Below are 18,538 nucleotides of genomic sequence, written 5' to 3'. Positions count from 1 at the left end.
ATGAATACAACCATCAAACGTATCGATCCGCGTCGGCCGTTCGTCATCACGTCGGCAGGACTGAAGCGCATCACGCTGGGCGCGGAGCATGTGGCGGGTGCATTGTATGACGACGCGTTGCACGCCGGCGCGCACGGTCACACGGCCGCCAAAGGGCTGCGCACGACGCAGGCGCCGCAACACACGCTGCTCGTCGTCGCACACAGCGATCGCGGCGGTCTAGACGATCACGCGCGTCAGGCGCTGGCCGCTGCCGCATTGATCGCGGACGCGGCGACGCAAGTCGCGCTGCTGGTGCTCGGCGAACTGAAGGACGACGCGGCGGCGCTCGGCGCGGACAAGGTGATCGAGCTGCCGTCGTTCGACCGCCGCGCGTTTGCGCCGGAGCGCGAAGTGCAGGCCGTGGCCGCCTGCGTCGCGCAGCTCACGCCCGCGCACATCCTGATACCCGACAACGCGACAGGCGACGGCGATCTCGGCCGTCGTTACGCGGCGCTTGCGGGCGCGAGCATCGCGACGCACGTCGTGCAGATCGACGCGAAGTCCGTGTCGACGTATGCGCAGGCGAAGAAGGCCTACGCGACGCGCGCGTTGCCCGATGTGATCCTGCTCGCAGCGGGCGCAGTCGATACGCGTCTGCCGTTCGTCGGCGCGGGCGAGCGCATCGAGATACCGGCGCTCGCGCAAACGGATACCGCATCGAATAGTGCCTACCGCGATCTCGGCATCGAGGAAATCGACGCCGCACAGGTCGCGCTCGAAGAAGCGGACTTCATCGTCTCGGCGGGCAACGGCGTCAACGACGTCGCCGCGTTCGAAAAGCTCGCGAGCACGTTCGGCGCGGCGATCGGCGCGAGCCGCGTCGCTGTCGACAACGGCATGTTCACGCGCGACAAGCAGATCGGCGCGACGGGCAAGACGGTCGAGGCGAGCGTCTATATCGCGTTCGGCATTTCGGGCGCGGTGCAGCACTTGCAGGGCATCAAGGATTGCCGCCATGTGATCGCGGTGAATCTGGACGGCAGCGCGCCCATCGTCAAGCGCGCGAACCTGACGATCATCGGCGATACGCAAGCGACCATCGCGTCGCTGATCGACGAGATCGATCGCGCACGGGCCGCGCGTTCTTCTGCCGCTGCGCCCATTACGAAGCCCATCGTCGAAGGAGTCGCGGCATGAACGGCAAGCTCGAAAAAATCGCGGTGCTCGTGTCGGTCGGCAAGCATCCTGTGAGCGGGGTCGCGCGCTATAGCCGCAACGATGCCGCCGCGCTCGAAATCGGCCGTCAACTGTCGAGCCAGCACGCCGCCCGTCTTGATGTGATGCACGCGGGCGATCCGGGTAATCCCGCACTCGAAGAGTATCTGGCGCTGGGCGCCGAGCGCGTCGAAGTGCTGACGTGCGGCGACAACGACGACGCCGTGAGCGCGCTCGCCGCTCGCCTGAAGGGCTATGACCTCGTGCTGACGGGCACGTGCGCGGAGGGCGCTTTCGACAGCGGCATGCTGCCTTACCGGCTCGCGGACGCGCTCGCGTATCCGCTCGTCGGCACGGCCGTCGACGTGACAGTGGCAGGCGGCCGCGCGACCGTGCGGCAATTCTTGCCGAAGGGCGTGCGCCGCCGCGTGGAAGTCGCGTTGCCCGCGCTCGTCGCCGTGCATCCGCTCGCGACCGTCACGCCGCGCTACGCGTACGCGCGGCTGCGCGCGGGCACGATCCAGCCGCAGCGCGCGCAAGCGGGCGCCGACGCGGAAGCCGCGCAATGGACGGTCTCGCCCGTCACGCGCAAACCGGTGCGCCTCGCGGCCGCCGAGAAGCGCTCGGGCCATGCCCGCATGCTGTCCGCGACGACGACGGAAAGTCGTGGCGGAAGCGTCGTAATTGAAGGGACTTCGGTCGAAAAAGCACAAGTGATACTCGGCTATTTGCGCGAGCATCAACTCATCGATTACTGATTTGCGCCGCACCACACGGCCTCGCACCCCGGAGCACACATGAAAGTATCGGCAGACATTCGCGCGCTGGTCGATCGGCGCAAGAAGGGTTACAGCCTCGAAGCACCGTTCTATCTGAGCGACGAAATCTTCGCGCTCGATATGGACGCGATCTTCCGCCAGCACTGGATTCAGGTCGCCGTCGAGCCGGATGTTCCGGAGCCGGGCGATTACGTCACCGTCGAGCTGGGCAACGACTCGATTCTGATCGTGCGCGACGACGACATGCAGGTGCGCGCGTTCCATAATGTGTGCCGCCATCGCGGCGCGCGCCTGTGCAACGAGGACAAGGGTTCCGTCGGCAATATCGTTTGCCCGTATCACAGCTGGACGTACAGCCTGACGGGCGACCTGATGTTCGCGGAGCACATGGGCGAGCAGTTCGACCGCTGCAAGCACAGCCTGAAGAGCGTGCATGTCGAGAACCTCGCGGGTCTGATCTTCGTGTGCCTCGCCGACAAGCCGCCCGTCGATTTTTCGGTGATGCGCGCGGCGATGGAGCCGTATCTGCTGCCGCACGATCTGCCGAACTGCAAGATCGCCGCGCAGATCGACATCATCGAAAAGGGCAACTGGAAGCTCACGATGGAGAACAACCGCGAGTGCTACCACTGCGTCGCGAACCATCCCGAGCTGACGATTTCGCTGTACGAATACGGCTTCGGCTATCAGCGCTCGCCCGCCAACGCCGAAGGCATGGATGCGTTCGAGCGCACCTGCGTCGAGCGCGCGAAGCAGTGGGAAGAACTGGATCTGCCTTCTCTGGAAATCGACCGTCTGCTGGACGTGACGGGTTTCCGCACGCAGCGCTTGCCGCTCGATCGCAGCGGCGAATCGCAGACGCTCGATGCGAAGGTTGCGTCGAAGGTGCTGCTCGGCGAATTCGAGCAGGCGGATCTGGGCGGCCTGTCGTTCTGGACGCAGCCGAATTCGTGGCATCACTTCATGAGCGATCACATCGTGACGTTCTCGGTGATTCCGCTGTCGTCGGGCGAGACGCTCGTGCGCACGAAGTGGCTCGTGCACAAGGATGCGCAAGAGGGCGTCGACTACGACGTGAAGAACCTCACGGCCGTGTGGAACGCGACCAACGACCAGGACCGCGCGCTCGTCGAGTTCTCGCAGCGCGGCGCGTCGAGCAGCGCGTATGAGCCGGGTCCGTATTCGCCGTACACGGAAGGGCTCGTCGAGAAGTTCAGCGACTGGTATGTGCAACGCCTTGCCGCGCACATCGACGATTCCGCTTCGGAACAGCGCACGATCAACATCAAGGCCGTCTAAGGCATTGAACCGGGCTTTGAAGAAAACCAACGGGATGCCTGGCGGCAAGTGGAGCAAGCAATGATGCGCGATGCAGCAACCTTCGAACCGGTCGAAAGCCGCGTGACGAAGCCCGAATTCTGGAGCGCGTTGCCGGCGCGCTGGACGAGCGATGTCGAGGAAACGCTCGTCTGCTGCCAGGTACGCCAGGAAACGCACGACGTGAAGAGCTTCTTCTTCCGTTCGCCGGAGGGCCGTGCGTTCATGTTCGAGCCGGGACAGTTCATTACGCTCGAACTCGATATCGAAGGCGAGACGATCAACCGTTGCTACACGATTTCGTCTTCGCCGACGCGGCCGCACACCATTTCGATCACCGTGAAGCGCGTGCCGGGCGGCAAGGTGTCGAACTGGCTGCACGACAACCTGCAGCAGGGCGCACGCGTGCGCGTGCTCGGACCGGCGGGCGAATTCACGTGCGCGCGGCATCCGGCGCGCAAGTATCTGTTCTTGTCGGCGGGCTCCGGCGTCACGCCGCTGATGTCGATGAGCCGTGCGCATCACGAGTTGAGCGAGGATCGCGACATCGTGTTCGTGCACAGCGCGCGCACGCCCGATGACATCATCTTCTCGCGCGAGCTCGATCTGATTGCGGCGAATCAGGCCAATTTCAGAACGTCGTTCGTCTGCGAGCGAATCGGCAACCGCACGAACTGGCCTGGCATCACCGGCTTTCTGACGCTGCCGCTGCTCAAGCTGATCGCACCGGACTTCATGGAGCGCGAGATTTTCACGTGCGGCCCTGCACCGTACATGAAGGCCGTGCGCGATCTTCTCGACGAAGCGGGCTTCGGTCGCAAGCAGTATCACGAAGAGAGCTTCTCGTTCGAGACGCTGATCGAAAGCGAGCCGGACGTCGCGGCTGAAGTGCTCGAAGCGGAAGAGAAGGCGAGTGCGAATGGACGGGACGGTGCGGCTAACGGCACGCAGACTTACTCGGTGAGCTTCTCGCGCAGCAACCGTACGATCGAGTGTGCTTCGTCACAGCATGTTCTCGATGCCGCGCGCCAGTCGGGCGTGCGTCTGCCGGCGTCGTGCACGCAGGGCATGTGCGGCACGTGCAAGGTGAAGCTCGTGTCGGGGCAGGTGGACATGAAGCACAACGGCGGCATCCGTCAGCGTGAGATCGATCAGGGGATGGTGTTGTTGTGTTGCAGCAAGCCGTTGAGTGATCTCATCGTGGACAAGTGATTTTTTTGTCTGCGACGCTGTTTGGGTTTTTTGGCCTGCCGCCGGCATCCGCTTTAGCGCCTCGCGGCGCGGGCGTTGCCCCTGTGCGGGGCGGCACCTACTTTTCTTTGCAGCGGCAAAGAAAAGTAGGCAAAAGAAAGCCGCTCACACCGCCAGTGCTTGACGATTACCCACGGGCTCTCAACGTCCCTGTGTTTCATACGGCAGTGTGCTCGCTGATGTTTGTTGCCAACGTTCCGGCTAAACGCCTCACCGCTTCATGCACGTGTGGCACGGCTAAGGGCATCGAACGTTTCAGCGCCGCATGTCGGTAGTGAATGAGGTTGCAGTGTCGTATAGGGCGTCGCCCCCACATGTGACCGCATTCATAGTGAGGGTGTCGTGTGTGGTGCGATTGCCTACACACAGTTTGCCGCAAAGGGGCTGGGGATATTCGATGTCGCGGGCCGCAATGCAGGCGCATGAAGCAGGTGAGGCGCTTAAGTAGTGCGGTGGCAACGAGTATGGGCTGGCTTGCTGCCGGTTGAAGGATGGGGACGTTGAGAGCCCGTGGGTAATACAGAGCATTGGCGGTGTGAGCGGCTTTCTTTTGCCTACTTTTCTTTGCCGCTGCAAAGAAAAGTAGGTGCCGCCCCGCACAGGGGCAACGCTCGCGCCGCGAGGCGCAACGCGGATGCCAGCGGCAAGCCACAAAAACCAAACAGCGTCGCAGACAAAAAACCAAAAACAAGTCGCATAGAGACAAATAAACGTCGCAAAGCCGACCACCTCATGCATTCTGGTTGGCGATTCTAAAAGCTATACCGCGCGTGCGGGCACAAGGAGATCGACCATGAAGCACCTGAAGAAACTGATGTTGTGCGGGGCGCTGATCGCAACGATGAGCGCGATCGGAACGGCAGCCGCCGACACCAAGCCGACGATCAAGATCGGTTACGTCGAAGGCTGGGACGACAGCGTTGCAACATCGAACGTTGCCGCGCAGATCATCGAGAAGCGCCTGGGTTATCCCGTACAGCTCGTGCCCGTCGCAGCCGGCATCATGTGGCAGGGCGTCGCGCGCGGCGACCTCGACGCGACGCTGTCCGCGTGGCTACCCATCACGCACGGCGCGTACTGGGATCAGTTCAAGGGCAAGGTGCAGGACCTGGGCGCCAACTATACGGATGCGAAGATCGGCCTGATCGTGCCCGCCGACGTACCGGAGAAGAGCATCTCCGATCTCGAAGCGCATAAGGCGGATTTCGGCGGCCGTATCGTCGGCATCGACGCGGGCGCGGGCGTGATGAAGAAAACATCGGATGCGATCAAGGCCTACAACCTCGATTACCAGCTGATGCCGAGCTCGGGCAGTGCAATGACCGCGGAACTCGCGCGCTCGATGAATGCCAATAAGCCTGTGATCGTCACGGGGTGGATTCCGCACTGGATGTTTGCAAAGTGGAAGCTGAAGTTCCTCGAAGACCCGAAGAAGGTGTATGGCGAAGCCGAGCATGTCGATAGCGTCGTCAATCCGGGCCTCGATACGAAGGCTCCCCAAGTGGTCGCGTTTCTGAAGAAATTTCAATGGAAGCCGGGCGAAATCGACAGCGTGATGCTGGCGACGGAGAACGGCGCCAAGCCTGCCGATGCAGCCGGATCGTGGATCGCCGCACACGGCGACCGCGTGAGCAGCTGGCTGGGCGGAGCACAATGACCGTCCTTCTCTAACGCGTTCTGACGAGCGTTTTACGGTGATGCGGATGCGCTGCGCGCGCATTCGCATCGCCGATGTTTTATCCGGTTGATTGTGTTCCAGCCAGCGCGCAGGTCCTCTAATGGGAGACTCTGGATGGATCAGACAGGACTGCGCACGCGCAGTATCGAAGGCGCAGCAGACGGCGCCGCGCATGAAGGCCACTCGCTGCAACGCGGCCTCACATGGAAAGACGCGTTCTGGGTGACGAGCGGTGTGCCGGGCGGCGTGCTGTTCACGATCGGCGGCGTATCGGCGACAATAGGTCAGCCGGCATGGGCCATCTGGGTCGCGGCGATCCTGATGGGCCTCATTCAGAGCGCCACTTACGCCGAAATTTCAGGGCTTTTTCCGCACAAGTCGGGCGGCGCATCCGTGTATGGCGCGATGGCCTGGGTGCGCTACAGCAAGACCATCGCGCCTGTTTCGGTGTGGTGCAACTGGCTCGCGTGGTCGCCGATGCTGGCATTGGGCACCGGGCTCGCCGCCAATTACGCGCTGTCGAGTCTCTATGCACCCGATGCCGCGATCAACACGTGGCGTCTGACGCTGCTCGATCTCGGCTTCATCAAACAAGGGCTTTCGCTGCGCATCAACGCGACGTTCATCGTCGCGGCGATCTTTCTACTCATCACGTTCAAGCTTCAGCATAGCGGCGCATCGAAGGCCGCGAAGACGCAGCGCATTCTGGGCATCGCTTCGCTCGCGCCGTTGCTGATCGTCGGCATCGTGCCGTTCGTGACGGGCGACGTGCCCGCTGCGCATCTGTGGCCGTTGATGCCGCTCGGGCACGACGCGCAGGGCAATCTCACGGCATCGGTGTTCGGCTCGTGGAACGGCTCGGGCATCACGATGGCGTTCGGCGCGATGTTCATGGCGGGCTGGGCCGCGTACGGCTTCGAAACGGCTGTCTGCTATACGCGCGAGTTCCGCAATCCACGCACCGACACCGTGAAGGCGATCTTCTGGTCCGGCATGGCGTGCCTGCTCGTGATGACGCTCGTGCCACTCGCGTTCCAGGGCGTGCTGGGCACGAAGGGCATGCTCGATCCGAAGATCGCGGACGGCACGGGCGTGGCCGCGGCGATGGCGCATATGGTCGGCGGCGGCGCGATCGTGTTCGACGTGGTCGTGATCATGCTGATGCTGACGATCCTGCTGATCGTGATGACATCGATGATGGGCTCGTCGCGCACGCTGTATCAGGCATCCGTCGACGGCTGGTTGCCGAAGTACCTGTCGCATGTCAACGAGCACGGCGCGCCGACGCGCGCAATGTGGACCGATCTCGGCTTCAATCTGGTTCTGCTGCTGATGTCGGATTACATGACGGTGCTGTCGATCTCGAACGTCTGCTACATGATCTTCGTGTTCCTGAACCTGCAATCGGGCTGGATTCATCGGCTCGATCGCGCGGACGCGGACCGTCCGTTCCGCTGCCCGACATGGCTGCTCGCAGCGGGCGCGCTGTGCGGCTATCTGGATCTCGCGTTCATCGGCGCAGGCGCGGATCTGCAGGGCGTGGGCACGATGCGCAATGGTCTGATCGCGATGCTGCTGATCGTGCCTGTGTTCATGTTCCGCCATTACTGGCAGGATCGCGGACGTTTTCCCGCGCGCATGGCGCAGGACATGGAATGGCGGGGTGGCGTGCGGCCCGCTGGTCTGCGAGGCTTGCTGCCGTATGCCGCGCTGTTGCTCGCGGTCTTCGTCGTGTGGTTCTCGCACTACCTCGCGAAACCGTTCTTCTGATTCTCTAGCATTGATTGGCCGCCGCGTTTGCGATTGCAACGCGGCGGCCTTTGCTTTTTGGCGCGCTCTCTTCGAATGCGTTCAGCGGCCTTTAAAGCACCGTTGAAGCATCTTTAAAGCACGACAGTTCTATCGCCATTGATGAACACGCGCCGCTCGACGAACGCCTTCACGGCGCGCGCAAGCGTGATGCACTCGACGTCGCGGCCCACGGCGAGCATGCGCTCCGGGCCGTACGAGTGATCGACGCGCTGCACTTCCTGTTCGATGATGGGGCCTTCGTCGAGATCGTCGGTGACGAAGTGCGCCGTCGCGCCGATCAGCTTGACGCCGCGCGCATGCGCCTGGTGATACGGCCGCGCGCCCTTGAAGCCGGGCAGGAACGAGTGATGGATATTGATCGCGCGGCCCCCGAGCTTGCGGCTCGTTTCATCGGACAGAATCTGCATGTAGCGCGCGAGAATCATCAACTCGGCTCCCGACGATTCGAACAGGTCGAGAATCTGCGCTTCCTGTTGCGCACGCGTGTCGGCCGTGACAGGGAAATGATGGAAGGGCAGACCGTGTTGCGCGGCAAGCGGCTCGAAGTCGGGATGATTCGACGCAATGCCGACGATGTCCATCTTCAGCTCGCCCATGCGCCAGCGGAACAGCAGATCGGCGAGACAGTGTTCCAGTTTCGACACCATGATCAGCACCTTCGGCCGCGCGTCGAGATCGTGCATCGACCACGTCATGTCGAAGTCCGCGGCGATCGGGTGAAACTCGCGGCGCAACGTGTCGATCTGCAACGCCGACACGGGCGCGCGCTCGCTCGCCACGCCATGAAACACGCAGCGCACGAAAAAACGCGAGCTGATGTCGTCGTCGAATACGGTCAGCTCGTCGATATAGCAATGGTGCCGATCGAGAAAGCCGACGACGGCGGCGACCTGGCCGGCAGCGCTCGGGCACGAAAGGGTCAGCGCGAACTGTTTGGGGCGATCGGTGGCGGGCATGCGAGTCCTCTGTATTTCGATGTGGGATTCCCGCATGGCCGTGCCGGACGTCGTGCAGCGCATCGCGGCGCAGCAAGCGGGATGATCAAGTAAATCAGCCCAATTTGCGCGCGCATAGAACCGATGCGCCGTGCTCGTAGTATCGGAGCGTCAGGCGTGCGCGTGCTCGATCACATGGATCAGCTCATCGAACAGCCAGCGCCGGAAAAGCGGCACGGCGGCGGGCGCGGGACGGCTGGGCGGGCAGACGAGGTAGTAGCCGCGCTCCGTGGTGACGGGCGTCTCCAGCATGCGCACGAGCTGGCCCGACGCGACGAGTTCGTCGGTGAGAGGCGTCCATCCAAGCGCGACGCCCTGGCCCATCAGCGCGGCCTGTACGACGAGCGAATAGCTGTTGAACATCATGCCCTGGCTTTGTTCCGGCGCGGGCAGCCCGTATGCGGCGAACCATGTGTGCCACGCGAGCCAGCGTTCGGGTTCGGTGGGCTGCACATGCAGCAGCGGCAGATTCGCGAGATCTTCGGCGCACATGACGGGCCGATGCGCGTCGCGAAACGCGGGCGAGCAGACGGGTGTGACCGCTTCGGGGAAAAGGCGCGTCGACGTGCAGGGCGGCCAATGGCCGTCGCCGAACGCGATCGCGATGTCGGCGTGATCGCGGTGCGGGTCGTAGCCGAGTTGCGACGTGACGATCTTCACGTTGACGCCGGGCATCGACGTGTTCAGACGCGCGAGACGCGGCATCAGCCAGTAGGTCGCGAAACCCGCATCGGTGAGGATCGTCAACGAGCCCGTGGCGCGGCGCGCGCGGATGTCGGCGGTCGCTTCGCGGATCGTATCGAGCCCGCTGCGCACGGCCTGATAGAGCAGCGTGCCTTCCGGCGTGAGCGTCACGCCCCGATGGCCGCGCTCGAAGAGCGGCGTGCCGAGTTCTTCTTCGAGCTGCACGATGCGCTGGCTGACGGCGGGCTGCGTCGAGCCGAGTTCGCGCGCGGCGGCCGTGAAGCTCGCGAGGCGCGCGGCCGATTCAAACGCCGTGAGCGTTTGCATCGGTGGAAGGCGGTCTGGTCCCGGCATAACATTCCCTTATGGGCCGATAAGCGTGCGCCGCCTTCACAAGGATTTAATGAGCGGCAATAGTGATGTGCATGCGGCGAGTCATTACGTTGATGCATCGCCGTACAACAAAGCGCAATCCTTCGATTCTAATCCGCCCCGCCCATGAGCCTTAATACAAAGCAGAATATCCTTATCCTGATGGCCGATCAGATGACGCCGTTTGCACTGCGCGCGTATGGCAATCAGGTTTCGCTGACGCCGCGCATCGATGCGCTCGCGAATGAAGGCGTCGTATTCGACTCGGCTTATTGCGCGAGCCCGCTGTGCGCGCCCGCGCGTTTTTCAATGATGGCGGGCAAGCTGCCCGCCGCAATCGGTGCTTACGATAACGCCGCCGAATTGCCCGCGCAAACGCTGACGTTTGCACATTATCTGCGTGCAGCGGGCTACCGGACGATTCTCTCCGGCAAGATGCATTTCTGCGGTCCTGATCAGTTGCACGGATTCGAAGAGCGCCTGACGACCGATATCTATCCCGCCGATTTCGGCTGGGTGCCCGATTGGGAACACCCGGATGTGCGGCCGAGCTGGTATCACAACATGAGCTCGGTGCTCGATGCGGGCCCGTGCGTGCGCACGAACCAGCTCGATTTCGACGACGAAGTGACGTACACGGCGCGCCAGAAGCTGTATGACATCGTGCGTGAGCGCGAGGCGGGCGGCGATGCGCGGCCCTTCTGCATGGTCGCGTCGCTCACGCATCCGCACGATCCGTATGCGATCCCGCGGCAGTACTGGGACTTGTATCGCGACGAGCAGATCGACATGCCGCGCGTGACACTGACGCGTGAAGAGAGCGATCCGCATTCGAAACGTCTGCGCGATGTCTATGAGGCTGACCTGACGCCGCCGACGGAGCAGCAGATTCGCAATGCGCGGCACGCGTATTACGGCGCGCTGTCGTATGTCGACGCGCAGTTCGGCGCGATTCTCGATACGCTCAGCGCAACCGGGCTCGCCGACGACACGATCGTCATCGTCACGTCGGATCACGGCGAAATGCTCGGCGAGCGCGGGCTCTGGTACAAGATGACGTGCTTCGAAGGCGGCGTGCGCGTGCCGCTGATCGTGCATGCGCCGAAGCAGTACCGCGCGCATCGCGTGGCCGCGTCGGTGTCGCATGTCGATCTGCTGCCGACGCTCGTCGAACTGGCGACGGGCGCGCGCGCGACCGAATGGCCCGATCCCGTCGACGGACGCAGCCTGGTGCCGCATCTGCAAGACGACGGCGGGCACGACGAAGCGATAGTCGAGTACTTCGCAGAAGGCGCGATTGCACCGCTGCTGATGATCCGTCGCGGCAGGTACAAGTTCATTCATACGCCCGTCGATCCCGATCAGCTCTATGACCTCGCAGACGATCCGCACGAGCGCGTAAACCTTGCGCAAGAACCTGTGGCGGCCGAATTGATCGACGCATTTCGCCAGGAAATCGCGCAGCGCTGGGACGTGCCTGCGCTGCATCGATCGGTGCTCGCGAGCCAGCGGCGCCGGCGCTTTCATTTCGAAGCGACTACGCAAGGCGCGATTCGCTCATGGGACTGGCAGCCATTCACCGACGCGAGCCAGCGCTATATGCGCAATCACATCGAACTCGACACGCTCGAGGCAATGGCGCGTTATCCGCGCGTCGTCGCGCGTTGACGGGACTCAGCACGACCGAACACGACACACTCACTACGGGAGCCCACGATGAACAGACGCTGGAGAAGTTCGCTTGTGAAGGCCGCGCTGACGCTAGCAGCGTTCGGCGCAGCCTTGACGGGATCGTCGCATGCCGCAGAGCCGCAAACCTGCACGCAGGTCCGCATGGCCGATCCCGGCTGGACCGACATCGACGCGACGAATGCCGTGGCGGGAGTGCTGCTCAAGGCATTGGGCTATCAGCAGAACGTGTCGAATCTATCCGTTCCGATCACGTACCAGGGCTTGAAGAAAGGGCAGATCGACGTGTTTCTCGGCAACTGGATGCCGGCGCAAGGTCCGCTGGTCAAGCCGTTCGTCGACGAGCATTCGATCGACGTGCTGCACGCGAATCTGGTCAATGCGAAGTTCACGCTGGCCGTGCCGGATTATGTCGCGGCAGCGGGCGTGCATTCGTTCGCCGATCTCGTCAAGCATGCGGATCAGTTCAACGGAAAGATCTATGGGATCGAGCCGGGCGCGCCCGCCAATCAGAACATCAAGAAGATGATCGCCGACAAGGCATTCGGACTCGGCGACTGGAAGATCGTCGAATCGAGTGAAACGGGCATGCTCACGCAGGTCGAGCGCGCGGTACGCGACAAGCAGTGGATCGTATTCCTTGCATGGGAACCGCATGTGATGAACACGAAGTTCCATTTGACCTATCTGTCAGGCGGCGATGCGTACTTCGGCCCGAACTATGGCGGCGCAACGGTGAACACGGTCACGCGCGCGGGCTTCGCGGGGCAGTGCACGAATCTCGCGAAGCTCTTTCAGCAGATGACGTTCAACGTCGACATAGAAAACCAGATCATTGCGAATGTGCTGCAAAACAAGGTCGATGTGAATACGGCGGCGATGACTGCGCTGAAAGGCAACCCCGCATTGTTAAGCACGTGGCTCAAAGGCGTGACGACGACAAGCGGCGCCGATGGATTGCAGGCCGTGCAGGCACAACTTGGCATTCACTAAAGCGGCATTTTCTGCACTCGAATAGAGGCGCGCAGTTCTGCAATGGGACGCGCGCTTTTGTTTTGTCGCGCATGTCGCTGCGGGAACAAAGTGTGTCGTGTTTGGTCGAGTTGCTCGAAATATGGATTTGTACTGTGCGTTGATCGTCGTGCAATTGGCACACGACGCGGAGTTCGCTTCGCATTCCTATACCCCTATATCCTCATAGCCAGGCAAGAGAGAACGACACAATGAAAAAGCTGAATGCCGCAGCACTGACAGGCGTCGCGTTCGCGCTCGCCGGAGTTTCGAATGCGAGTCACGCACAAAGCAGCGTCACGTTGTATGGAATCATCGACGCGGGCATCACGTACGTGAACAACACAGGCGGCTCGCACGTCGTGAAGTTTGACGATGGCATCTCGTATGGCAACCGCTTCGGCATCAAAGGAACGGAGGATCTGGGCGGCGGCTTGCAAGCGGTATTCGTGCTTGAGAATGGCTTTCACCTCGGCAATGGTCAATTGGGCTTTGGCAGCACGATGTTCGGGCGCCAGGCTTATGTGGGACTGAAGAACCAGTGGGGCACGCTGTCGTTCGGCAATCAGCTGGATATGACGGAAGAGATGGTGTACCTGTACAACGTCTCGGCATGGGCGAGCGGCTATGCGATTCACCAGGGCGACTTCGATCGTTTCAACGGCGACCGTTTGCCCAATTCGGTGAAGTTCCTGTCGAATGAATTCGCGGGGTTCATGTTCGGCGGCATGTACTCGTTCGGCAATGTCGCGGGCAATTTCCATCAGGACAGCGCGTGGAGCGTCGGCGCGCATTATGCGAACGGCTCGTTCACAGCGGGCGCGGCCTATACGCAACTGAACAATCCGCACGGCATCTACGCGTTCGACCCGTACGCGATGATCGGCGTGCATACGTTCCTGGGCCAGCCAGTGGTCACCGTCGATCCGGCGACAGGAGCGCGAACAGATCTCTTTTCAAGCAATCCGTTTCCAGTCGACAAGCAGGGCGCTTTCGGCGTTGGCTCCAGCTATGCGATCGGCAACGTGACGCTGATGGGCAACTTCACGTACACGACGATCAAAGGGCTTGGCGTCACGTCGCATATGAAGGTAGCGGAAGGCGGCGCGGACTGGCAGGTCACGCCGGCGTTCAGCGTGATCGGCGGCTATCAGTACACGAACTTCGAAGGCCATCACTGGAACCAGGGCTCGCTCGGCGCGCATTATCTGCTGTCGAAGCGGACGGACGTGTATATCTCGGGCGACTATCTGAAGGCTTCGAATGGCGTCGATGCGGTGATCGGCTATAGCTTCACGCCATCGACAACGACGACACAAGCCGATGTGCGGATCGGCATGAGGCATTCGTTCTAAATCCATTTATTCCGCGACGGCCTTTTCTTTTAACGACCTTATAGACCGTCGCGGACGTAAGCCTGCTTCAAGGCAAAGCATTCTCCCGCGTCGTACTTACCACGCCACCCGCACTGGGACGCACGGGCCTGCGATCATCGCGCGGGCTTGCTCCGAACCTCGTGCGATACGTGCGCGAGAAATGCGACGGCGATTCGAAGCCACACGCGACACAGATCGCCGTAATCGACATATCCGTTTGCCGCAAAAGCTCTCGCGCGCGATCGAGCCGCAATTGCAGATAGAAATGCGTCGGCGTGTCCTTGAGCGACGAGCAGAAAAGCCGCTCCAACTGTCTGCGCGTAACGCCGATTTCCTGTGCGAGGTCGGCGGGCGTCAGCGGCTCTTCCATATTCTGTTCCATCACGCCGATTACCTGAATCAGCTTGCGGTTGTGCACGCCATAACGCGCGGCAATTTCCATTCGCTGATGATCGGAGCGCTGCCGTATGCGGCTCACCACGAACTGCTCGGAGATCGACGAGGCGAGCGCCGCGCCGTGGCTGCGCGCAATGAGGTCGAGCATCATGTCGATCGATGCCGTGCCGCCCGCGCACGTAATGCGCCGCTCGCCGATTTCGAATAGCTCTTCGCTCGCCTGGACGGCCGGATAGCGCTCGCGAAACGCGGAGAGCGCTTCCCAATGCAGGGTTACGCTGTCGGTCGGGCGCAGCAGGCCCGCTTCCGCCAGGATGAACGCGCCGGTGTCGATGCCGCCGAGCGTCGCGTGCGCGCGGTCCAGACGCTTGAGCCAGTCGCCGAGCGCGCGGCTGTAGCAGACAAGCGGCTCGAAACCCGCGACCACGAAGACCGTTTGCGCGTGATCGACATCGGCGAATGCACTTTCCGCGTTCAGCGAAATGCCGTTGCTCGCGGCGACGGGCGCGCCGTCAGTGCTCAGTATGTGCCAGCGATACAGGTTCTCGCGAAAGCGGTTCGCGACGCGCAAAGGCTCGATGGCCGACATGAAGCCGATGGCCGAAAAGCCCGGCAATAGCAGGAACGAAATGTCTTCGGGCATCGCTCGATCTTCTCGATGTCAGGTGAAGCGGATTCGTCGAATCCGGCGAGCGTAGCAAGTGTCGTGCTATGCGGCAAGCCGCGCCAAAAATCCGCATCGCGATTGCGCGGCGCACAAACGGGCGCCCGCCGCACGCACCGCAAGTTGCATGCTGGTTTTCCCTCATGGTCGCGCGCAAGCAAGAACGGGTCGCTAGGGGTCGATTTTGGGGGAATATGGACCTGTACCTTTGCTTCACACCAGTTGTTTTCCGGTCGTCTCACCAGCTAGAGGACACGCTGCGAATCGTGTCGAAGGGGATCGTCATGAAGTTGCGCATCAAAGTCGTTACCGCATGTATTGCCGGCCTTGTCACGGGCCTTCTCGCGACGCTCTCGCAGCCCGCGCTCGCGCAAGACCCGGCGAGTTGCCGCGCCGTCCATTTCGCCGACATCGGCTGGACGGATATCACGTCGACGACGGCGCTTGCGTCGACGGTATTCGAAGGGCTGGGTTATCAGCCCGTGACGACGGTCGCCTCCGTGCCGATTTCATTTGCCGGACTGAAGAGCAAGCAGCTCGACGTTTCGCTCGGGTACTGGTGGCCCGTGCAGGAAAAAGCAATCGCGCCGTTCATCGAGTCGAAATCGATCAACGTGTTGCAGCCGCCGAATCTGACGGGCGCGAAAGCCACGTTCGCCGTGCCGACCTATGAATACGACGCGGGACTGAAGACCTTTGCCGATATCGCAAAGCATCGCGCGGAACTCGACGGCAAGATCTACGGCATCGAGCCGGGCAGCAGCGCGAATGCCGCGATCCAGAAGATGATCGCGACCAATCAGTTCGGACTCGGCGGCTTCAAGCTGATCGAATCGAGCGAGGCGGGCATGCTCGTCACCGTCGAGCGCGCGGTGCGCGAGAAGAAGTGGGTCGTATTCCTCGGCTGGCAGCCGCATCCGATGAACATTCAGATCGACATGAAGTACCTGAGCGGCAGCGAAGGCGTATTCGGTCCCAACGACGGCGAAGCGCGCGTCTATACGCTCACGTCGCCCGACTTCCTGACGCGTTGCCCGAACGCGGGAAAGCTCGTCAGCAATCTTCGCTTTACGACGCAGATCGAAAACGTCGTGATGCAGTCGGTGATGAAAAAGGAGAAGCCTGCCGACGTCGCGAAGGCCTATCTGAAACAGAACCCGCAAGTACTCGATCAATGGCTCGCCGGCGTAAAGACGTATGACGGCAAGGACGGCTTGCCCGCCGTCAAGGCTTATCTGGGTCTTTGAGCCAACGTTTTTAAAGCTCGATTGCTAAAGCTTCGTCTTTAGAGCAAGACAAGTACTTTTCATTCCGACTCTTTCGTTCTAACAGGAATTTGCACGCATGAACCATGAAGTGATCGTGACCTGCGCCGTCACGGGCGCAGGCGACACCGTCGGCAAGCATCCCGCCATTCCCGTCACGCCGAAACAGATCGCCGATGCGGCAATCGAAGCCGCCAAAGCGGGCGCGACAGTCGCCCATTGCCATGTGCGCGATCCGAAAACGGGACGCGGCAGCCGCGATCCGAATCTGTATCGGGAAGTCGTCGACCGCATTCGCTCGGCTAACACGGACGTCATCATCAATTTGACGGCGGGCATGGGCGGCGATCTGGAGATCGGGCCCGGCGAAGATCCGATGCGCTTCGGCGCAAATACCGATCTCGTGGGCGGCCTCACGCGTCTTGCGCACGTGGAAGAACTGTTGCCGGAGATCTGCACGCTGGATTGCGGCACGCTCAATTTCGGCGACGGCGACTATATCTACGTATCGACGCCCGCTCAATTGCGTGCGGGCGCAAAGCGCATTCAGGAATTGGGTGTGAAACCCGAACTGGAGATCTTCGATACGGGCCATTTGTGGTTCGCCAGGCAATTGCTACAGGAAGGGCTGCTCGACGCGCCGCCGCTGTTCCAGTTGTGTCTCGGCATTCCGTGGGGCGCGCCCGCCGACACGACGACGATGAAAGCGATGGTCGACAACCTGCCGGACGGTGCGCAATGGGCGGGCTTCGGCATCGGGCGCATGCAGATGCCGATGGTCGCGCAAGCGATGCTGCTGGGCGGCCACGTGCGCGTCGGTCTCGAAGACAACATCTGGCTGGACAAAGGTGTTCCCGCGAGCAACGGTTCGCTCGTCACGCGCGCAGTCGAGGTCATCGAGCGATTGGGCGGCCGTGCGCTCACGCCTGCCGAAGGCCGCAAGAAGCTCGGCTTGCCCGCGCGCGGCGAACGGCTGCTCGAAAAGCGCGCCGTCGAACAGTTCGCGTGAAGTTCAGATAAGGCTTTGCACAATTACAGAGGATCGTCGGCAATGGCAGTCATCACCAACATCAAGACATTTGCAGCAATCGGCGCGGGTGTGATCGGCAGCGGTTGGGTCGCGCGTGCGCTCGCGCACGGACTCGACGTGGTGGCGTGGGACCCGGCTCCGGGCGCGGAGAAGCAGTTGCGCGACAACGTCGCGAACGCATGGCCCGCGCTCGAACGCGTCGGGCTCGCGGAGGGCGCTTCGCAGGATCGCCTGCGTTTCGTGAAGACGATCGAAGCGTGCGTCGCGGATGCCGACTTCATTCAGGAAAGCGCGCCCGAGCGCGAAGAACTGAAGCTCGCGCTGCACGAGCAGATCAGCCGCGCGGCGAAGCCCGATGCGATCATCGCGTCGTCGACGTCGGGGCTGTTGCCGACCGACTTCTATGCGCGAGCATTGCATCCCGAGCGCTGCATCGTCGGGCATCCGTTCAATCCCGTGTACCTGTTGCCGCTCGTCGAAGTGGTGGGCGGCGAGTGCACGGCGCCTTCGACCATCGATGCGGCGTCGAGCATCTATCGTTCGCTCGGCATGCGGCCGCTGCATGTGCGCAAGGAAGTGCCCGGCTTTATCGCTGATCGTTTGCTCGAAGCGCTGTGGCGCGAGGCGCTGCATCTCGTCGACGAAGGCGTCGCGACGACGGGCGAAATCGACGATGCGATCCGCTTCGGTGCGGGCATCCGCTGGTCGTTCATGGGGAGCTTCCTCACTTATACGCTTGCGGGCGGCGACGCGGGCATGCGTCATTTCATGCAGCAATTCGGGCCTGCGCTCGAATTGCCGTGGACCAAGCTCGTCGCGCCGAAGCTGACGGATGAGCTGATCGATCGTGTCGTCGACGGCACGGCGGAGCAGCTCGGTCCGCGCTCGATCAAGCAGCTCGAACGCTATCGCGACGACTGCATCACGAACGTGCTGTCCGCGATCGCCGAAGCGAAAGCGCGGCACGGCTTGCATCCCGACGAATAACGTCGCGTAATATGGCTGCACGTGCGGGGCATCGA

General features: G+C 62.1%; 15 protein-coding genes. 12 read left to right on the top strand and 3 right to left on the bottom strand.

The genetic code is table 11. From position 1 onward, the window contains the following. From VSR68_RS27600 to VSR68_RS27575, 6 genes are all read left to right on the top strand, one after another. The gene (locus VSR68_RS27600) at positions 1–1,179 is read left to right on the top strand and encodes an electron transfer flavoprotein subunit alpha/FixB family protein (protein WP_342942884.1); all 1,179 of its coding nucleotides are present in this window, start codon (positions 1–3) and stop codon (positions 1,177–1,179) included. Beyond that, positions 1,176–1,955 (top strand): electron transfer flavoprotein subunit beta/FixA family protein, encoded by a 780-nt coding sequence (locus VSR68_RS27595; protein WP_342942883.1) that lies wholly within the window; start codon positions 1,176–1,178, stop codon positions 1,953–1,955. The genes VSR68_RS27600 and VSR68_RS27595 overlap by 4 nt, the downstream gene beginning before the upstream one ends. Positions 1,956–1,994: 39 nt before the next feature. Then, positions 1,995–3,275, top strand: a complete 1,281-nt coding sequence (locus tag VSR68_RS27590; protein ID WP_342942882.1) for an aromatic ring-hydroxylating dioxygenase subunit alpha — start codon at positions 1,995–1,997, stop codon at positions 3,273–3,275. 60 nt (positions 3,276–3,335) lie between these two features. Further along, positions 3,336–4,505 carry a hybrid-cluster NAD(P)-dependent oxidoreductase gene (locus VSR68_RS27585; RefSeq protein WP_342942881.1) on the top strand — a complete coding sequence of 390 codons (1,170 nt, stop codon included), beginning with the start codon at positions 3,336–3,338 and terminating at the stop codon, positions 4,503–4,505. An 832-nt stretch (positions 4,506–5,337) separates the two neighbouring features. After that, entirely contained in the window at positions 5,338–6,201 is an 864-nt protein-coding gene (locus VSR68_RS27580) for a glycine betaine ABC transporter substrate-binding protein (protein ID WP_342942880.1), read from the top strand. Between the two features lie 135 nt (positions 6,202–6,336). After that, a complete protein-coding gene (locus VSR68_RS27575; RefSeq protein WP_342942879.1) occupies positions 6,337–7,992 on the top strand; it encodes an APC family permease in 1,656 nt (551 codons plus the stop codon). Between the two features lie 113 nt (positions 7,993–8,105). Here VSR68_RS27575 and purU read toward each other — a convergent pair whose 3' ends face one another. Together purU and VSR68_RS27565 are read right to left on the bottom strand one after the other, a co-directional pair. Further along, entirely contained in the window at positions 8,106–8,990 is an 885-nt protein-coding gene (gene purU, locus VSR68_RS27570; protein WP_342942878.1) for a formyltetrahydrofolate deformylase, read from the bottom strand. 150 nt (positions 8,991–9,140) lie between these two features. Continuing rightward, positions 9,141–10,067, bottom strand: coding sequence for a choline sulfate utilization transcriptional regulator (locus VSR68_RS27565; RefSeq protein ID WP_342942877.1), 927 nt, complete (start codon positions 10,065–10,067; stop codon positions 9,141–9,143). A 144-nt stretch (positions 10,068–10,211) separates the two neighbouring features. On the opposite strand from VSR68_RS27565, the gene betC reads away from it, so the two are divergent. From betC to VSR68_RS27550, 3 genes are all read left to right on the top strand, one after another. Then, positions 10,212–11,753 carry a choline-sulfatase gene (gene betC / locus VSR68_RS27560; protein WP_342942876.1) on the top strand — a complete coding sequence of 514 codons (1,542 nt, stop codon included), beginning with the start codon at positions 10,212–10,214 and terminating at the stop codon, positions 11,751–11,753. 48 nt (positions 11,754–11,801) lie between these two features. Continuing rightward, the gene (locus tag VSR68_RS27555; protein WP_342942875.1) at positions 11,802–12,767 is read left to right on the top strand and encodes a choline ABC transporter substrate-binding protein; all 966 of its coding nucleotides are present in this window, start codon (positions 11,802–11,804) and stop codon (positions 12,765–12,767) included. A 230-nt stretch (positions 12,768–12,997) separates the two neighbouring features. Further along, complete coding sequence (locus VSR68_RS27550) at positions 12,998–14,140, top strand: porin (protein WP_342942874.1); 1,143 nt, start codon at positions 12,998–13,000, stop codon at positions 14,138–14,140. Positions 14,141–14,207: 67 nt separating this feature from the next. Here the strand turns inward: VSR68_RS27550 and VSR68_RS27545 are convergent, their stop codons facing one another. Further along, positions 14,208–15,200 carry a GlxA family transcriptional regulator gene (locus VSR68_RS27545; protein ID WP_342942873.1) on the bottom strand — a complete coding sequence of 331 codons (993 nt, stop codon included), beginning with the start codon at positions 15,198–15,200 and terminating at the stop codon, positions 14,208–14,210. A gap of 305 nt (positions 15,201–15,505) precedes the next feature. On the opposite strand from VSR68_RS27545, the gene VSR68_RS27540 reads away from it, so the two are divergent. From VSR68_RS27540 to VSR68_RS27530, 3 genes are all read left to right on the top strand, one after another. Then, a complete protein-coding gene (locus tag VSR68_RS27540; RefSeq protein ID WP_342942872.1) occupies positions 15,506–16,468 on the top strand; it encodes a choline ABC transporter substrate-binding protein in 963 nt (320 codons plus the stop codon). Positions 16,469–16,565: 97 nt separating this feature from the next. Continuing rightward, on the top strand, positions 16,566–17,495 hold the full coding sequence (locus tag VSR68_RS27535; protein ID WP_342942871.1) for a 3-keto-5-aminohexanoate cleavage protein: 930 nt from the start codon (positions 16,566–16,568) through the stop codon (positions 17,493–17,495). 42 nt (positions 17,496–17,537) lie between these two features. After that, positions 17,538–18,503: an L-carnitine dehydrogenase gene (locus VSR68_RS27530; RefSeq protein ID WP_342942870.1), complete on the top strand. Its 966-nt coding sequence runs from the start codon at positions 17,538–17,540 to the stop codon at positions 18,501–18,503. Positions 18,504–18,538: the final 35 nt, after the last annotated feature.

The sequence above is a fragment of the Paraburkholderia phymatum genome, from assembly GCF_038900715.1.
GTDB lineage: Bacteria > Pseudomonadota > Gammaproteobacteria > Burkholderiales > Burkholderiaceae > Paraburkholderia > Paraburkholderia phymatum_A.
Note: the sequence above shows the minus strand (reverse complement) of the source record. Positions and strands in the feature narration are given on the sequence as shown.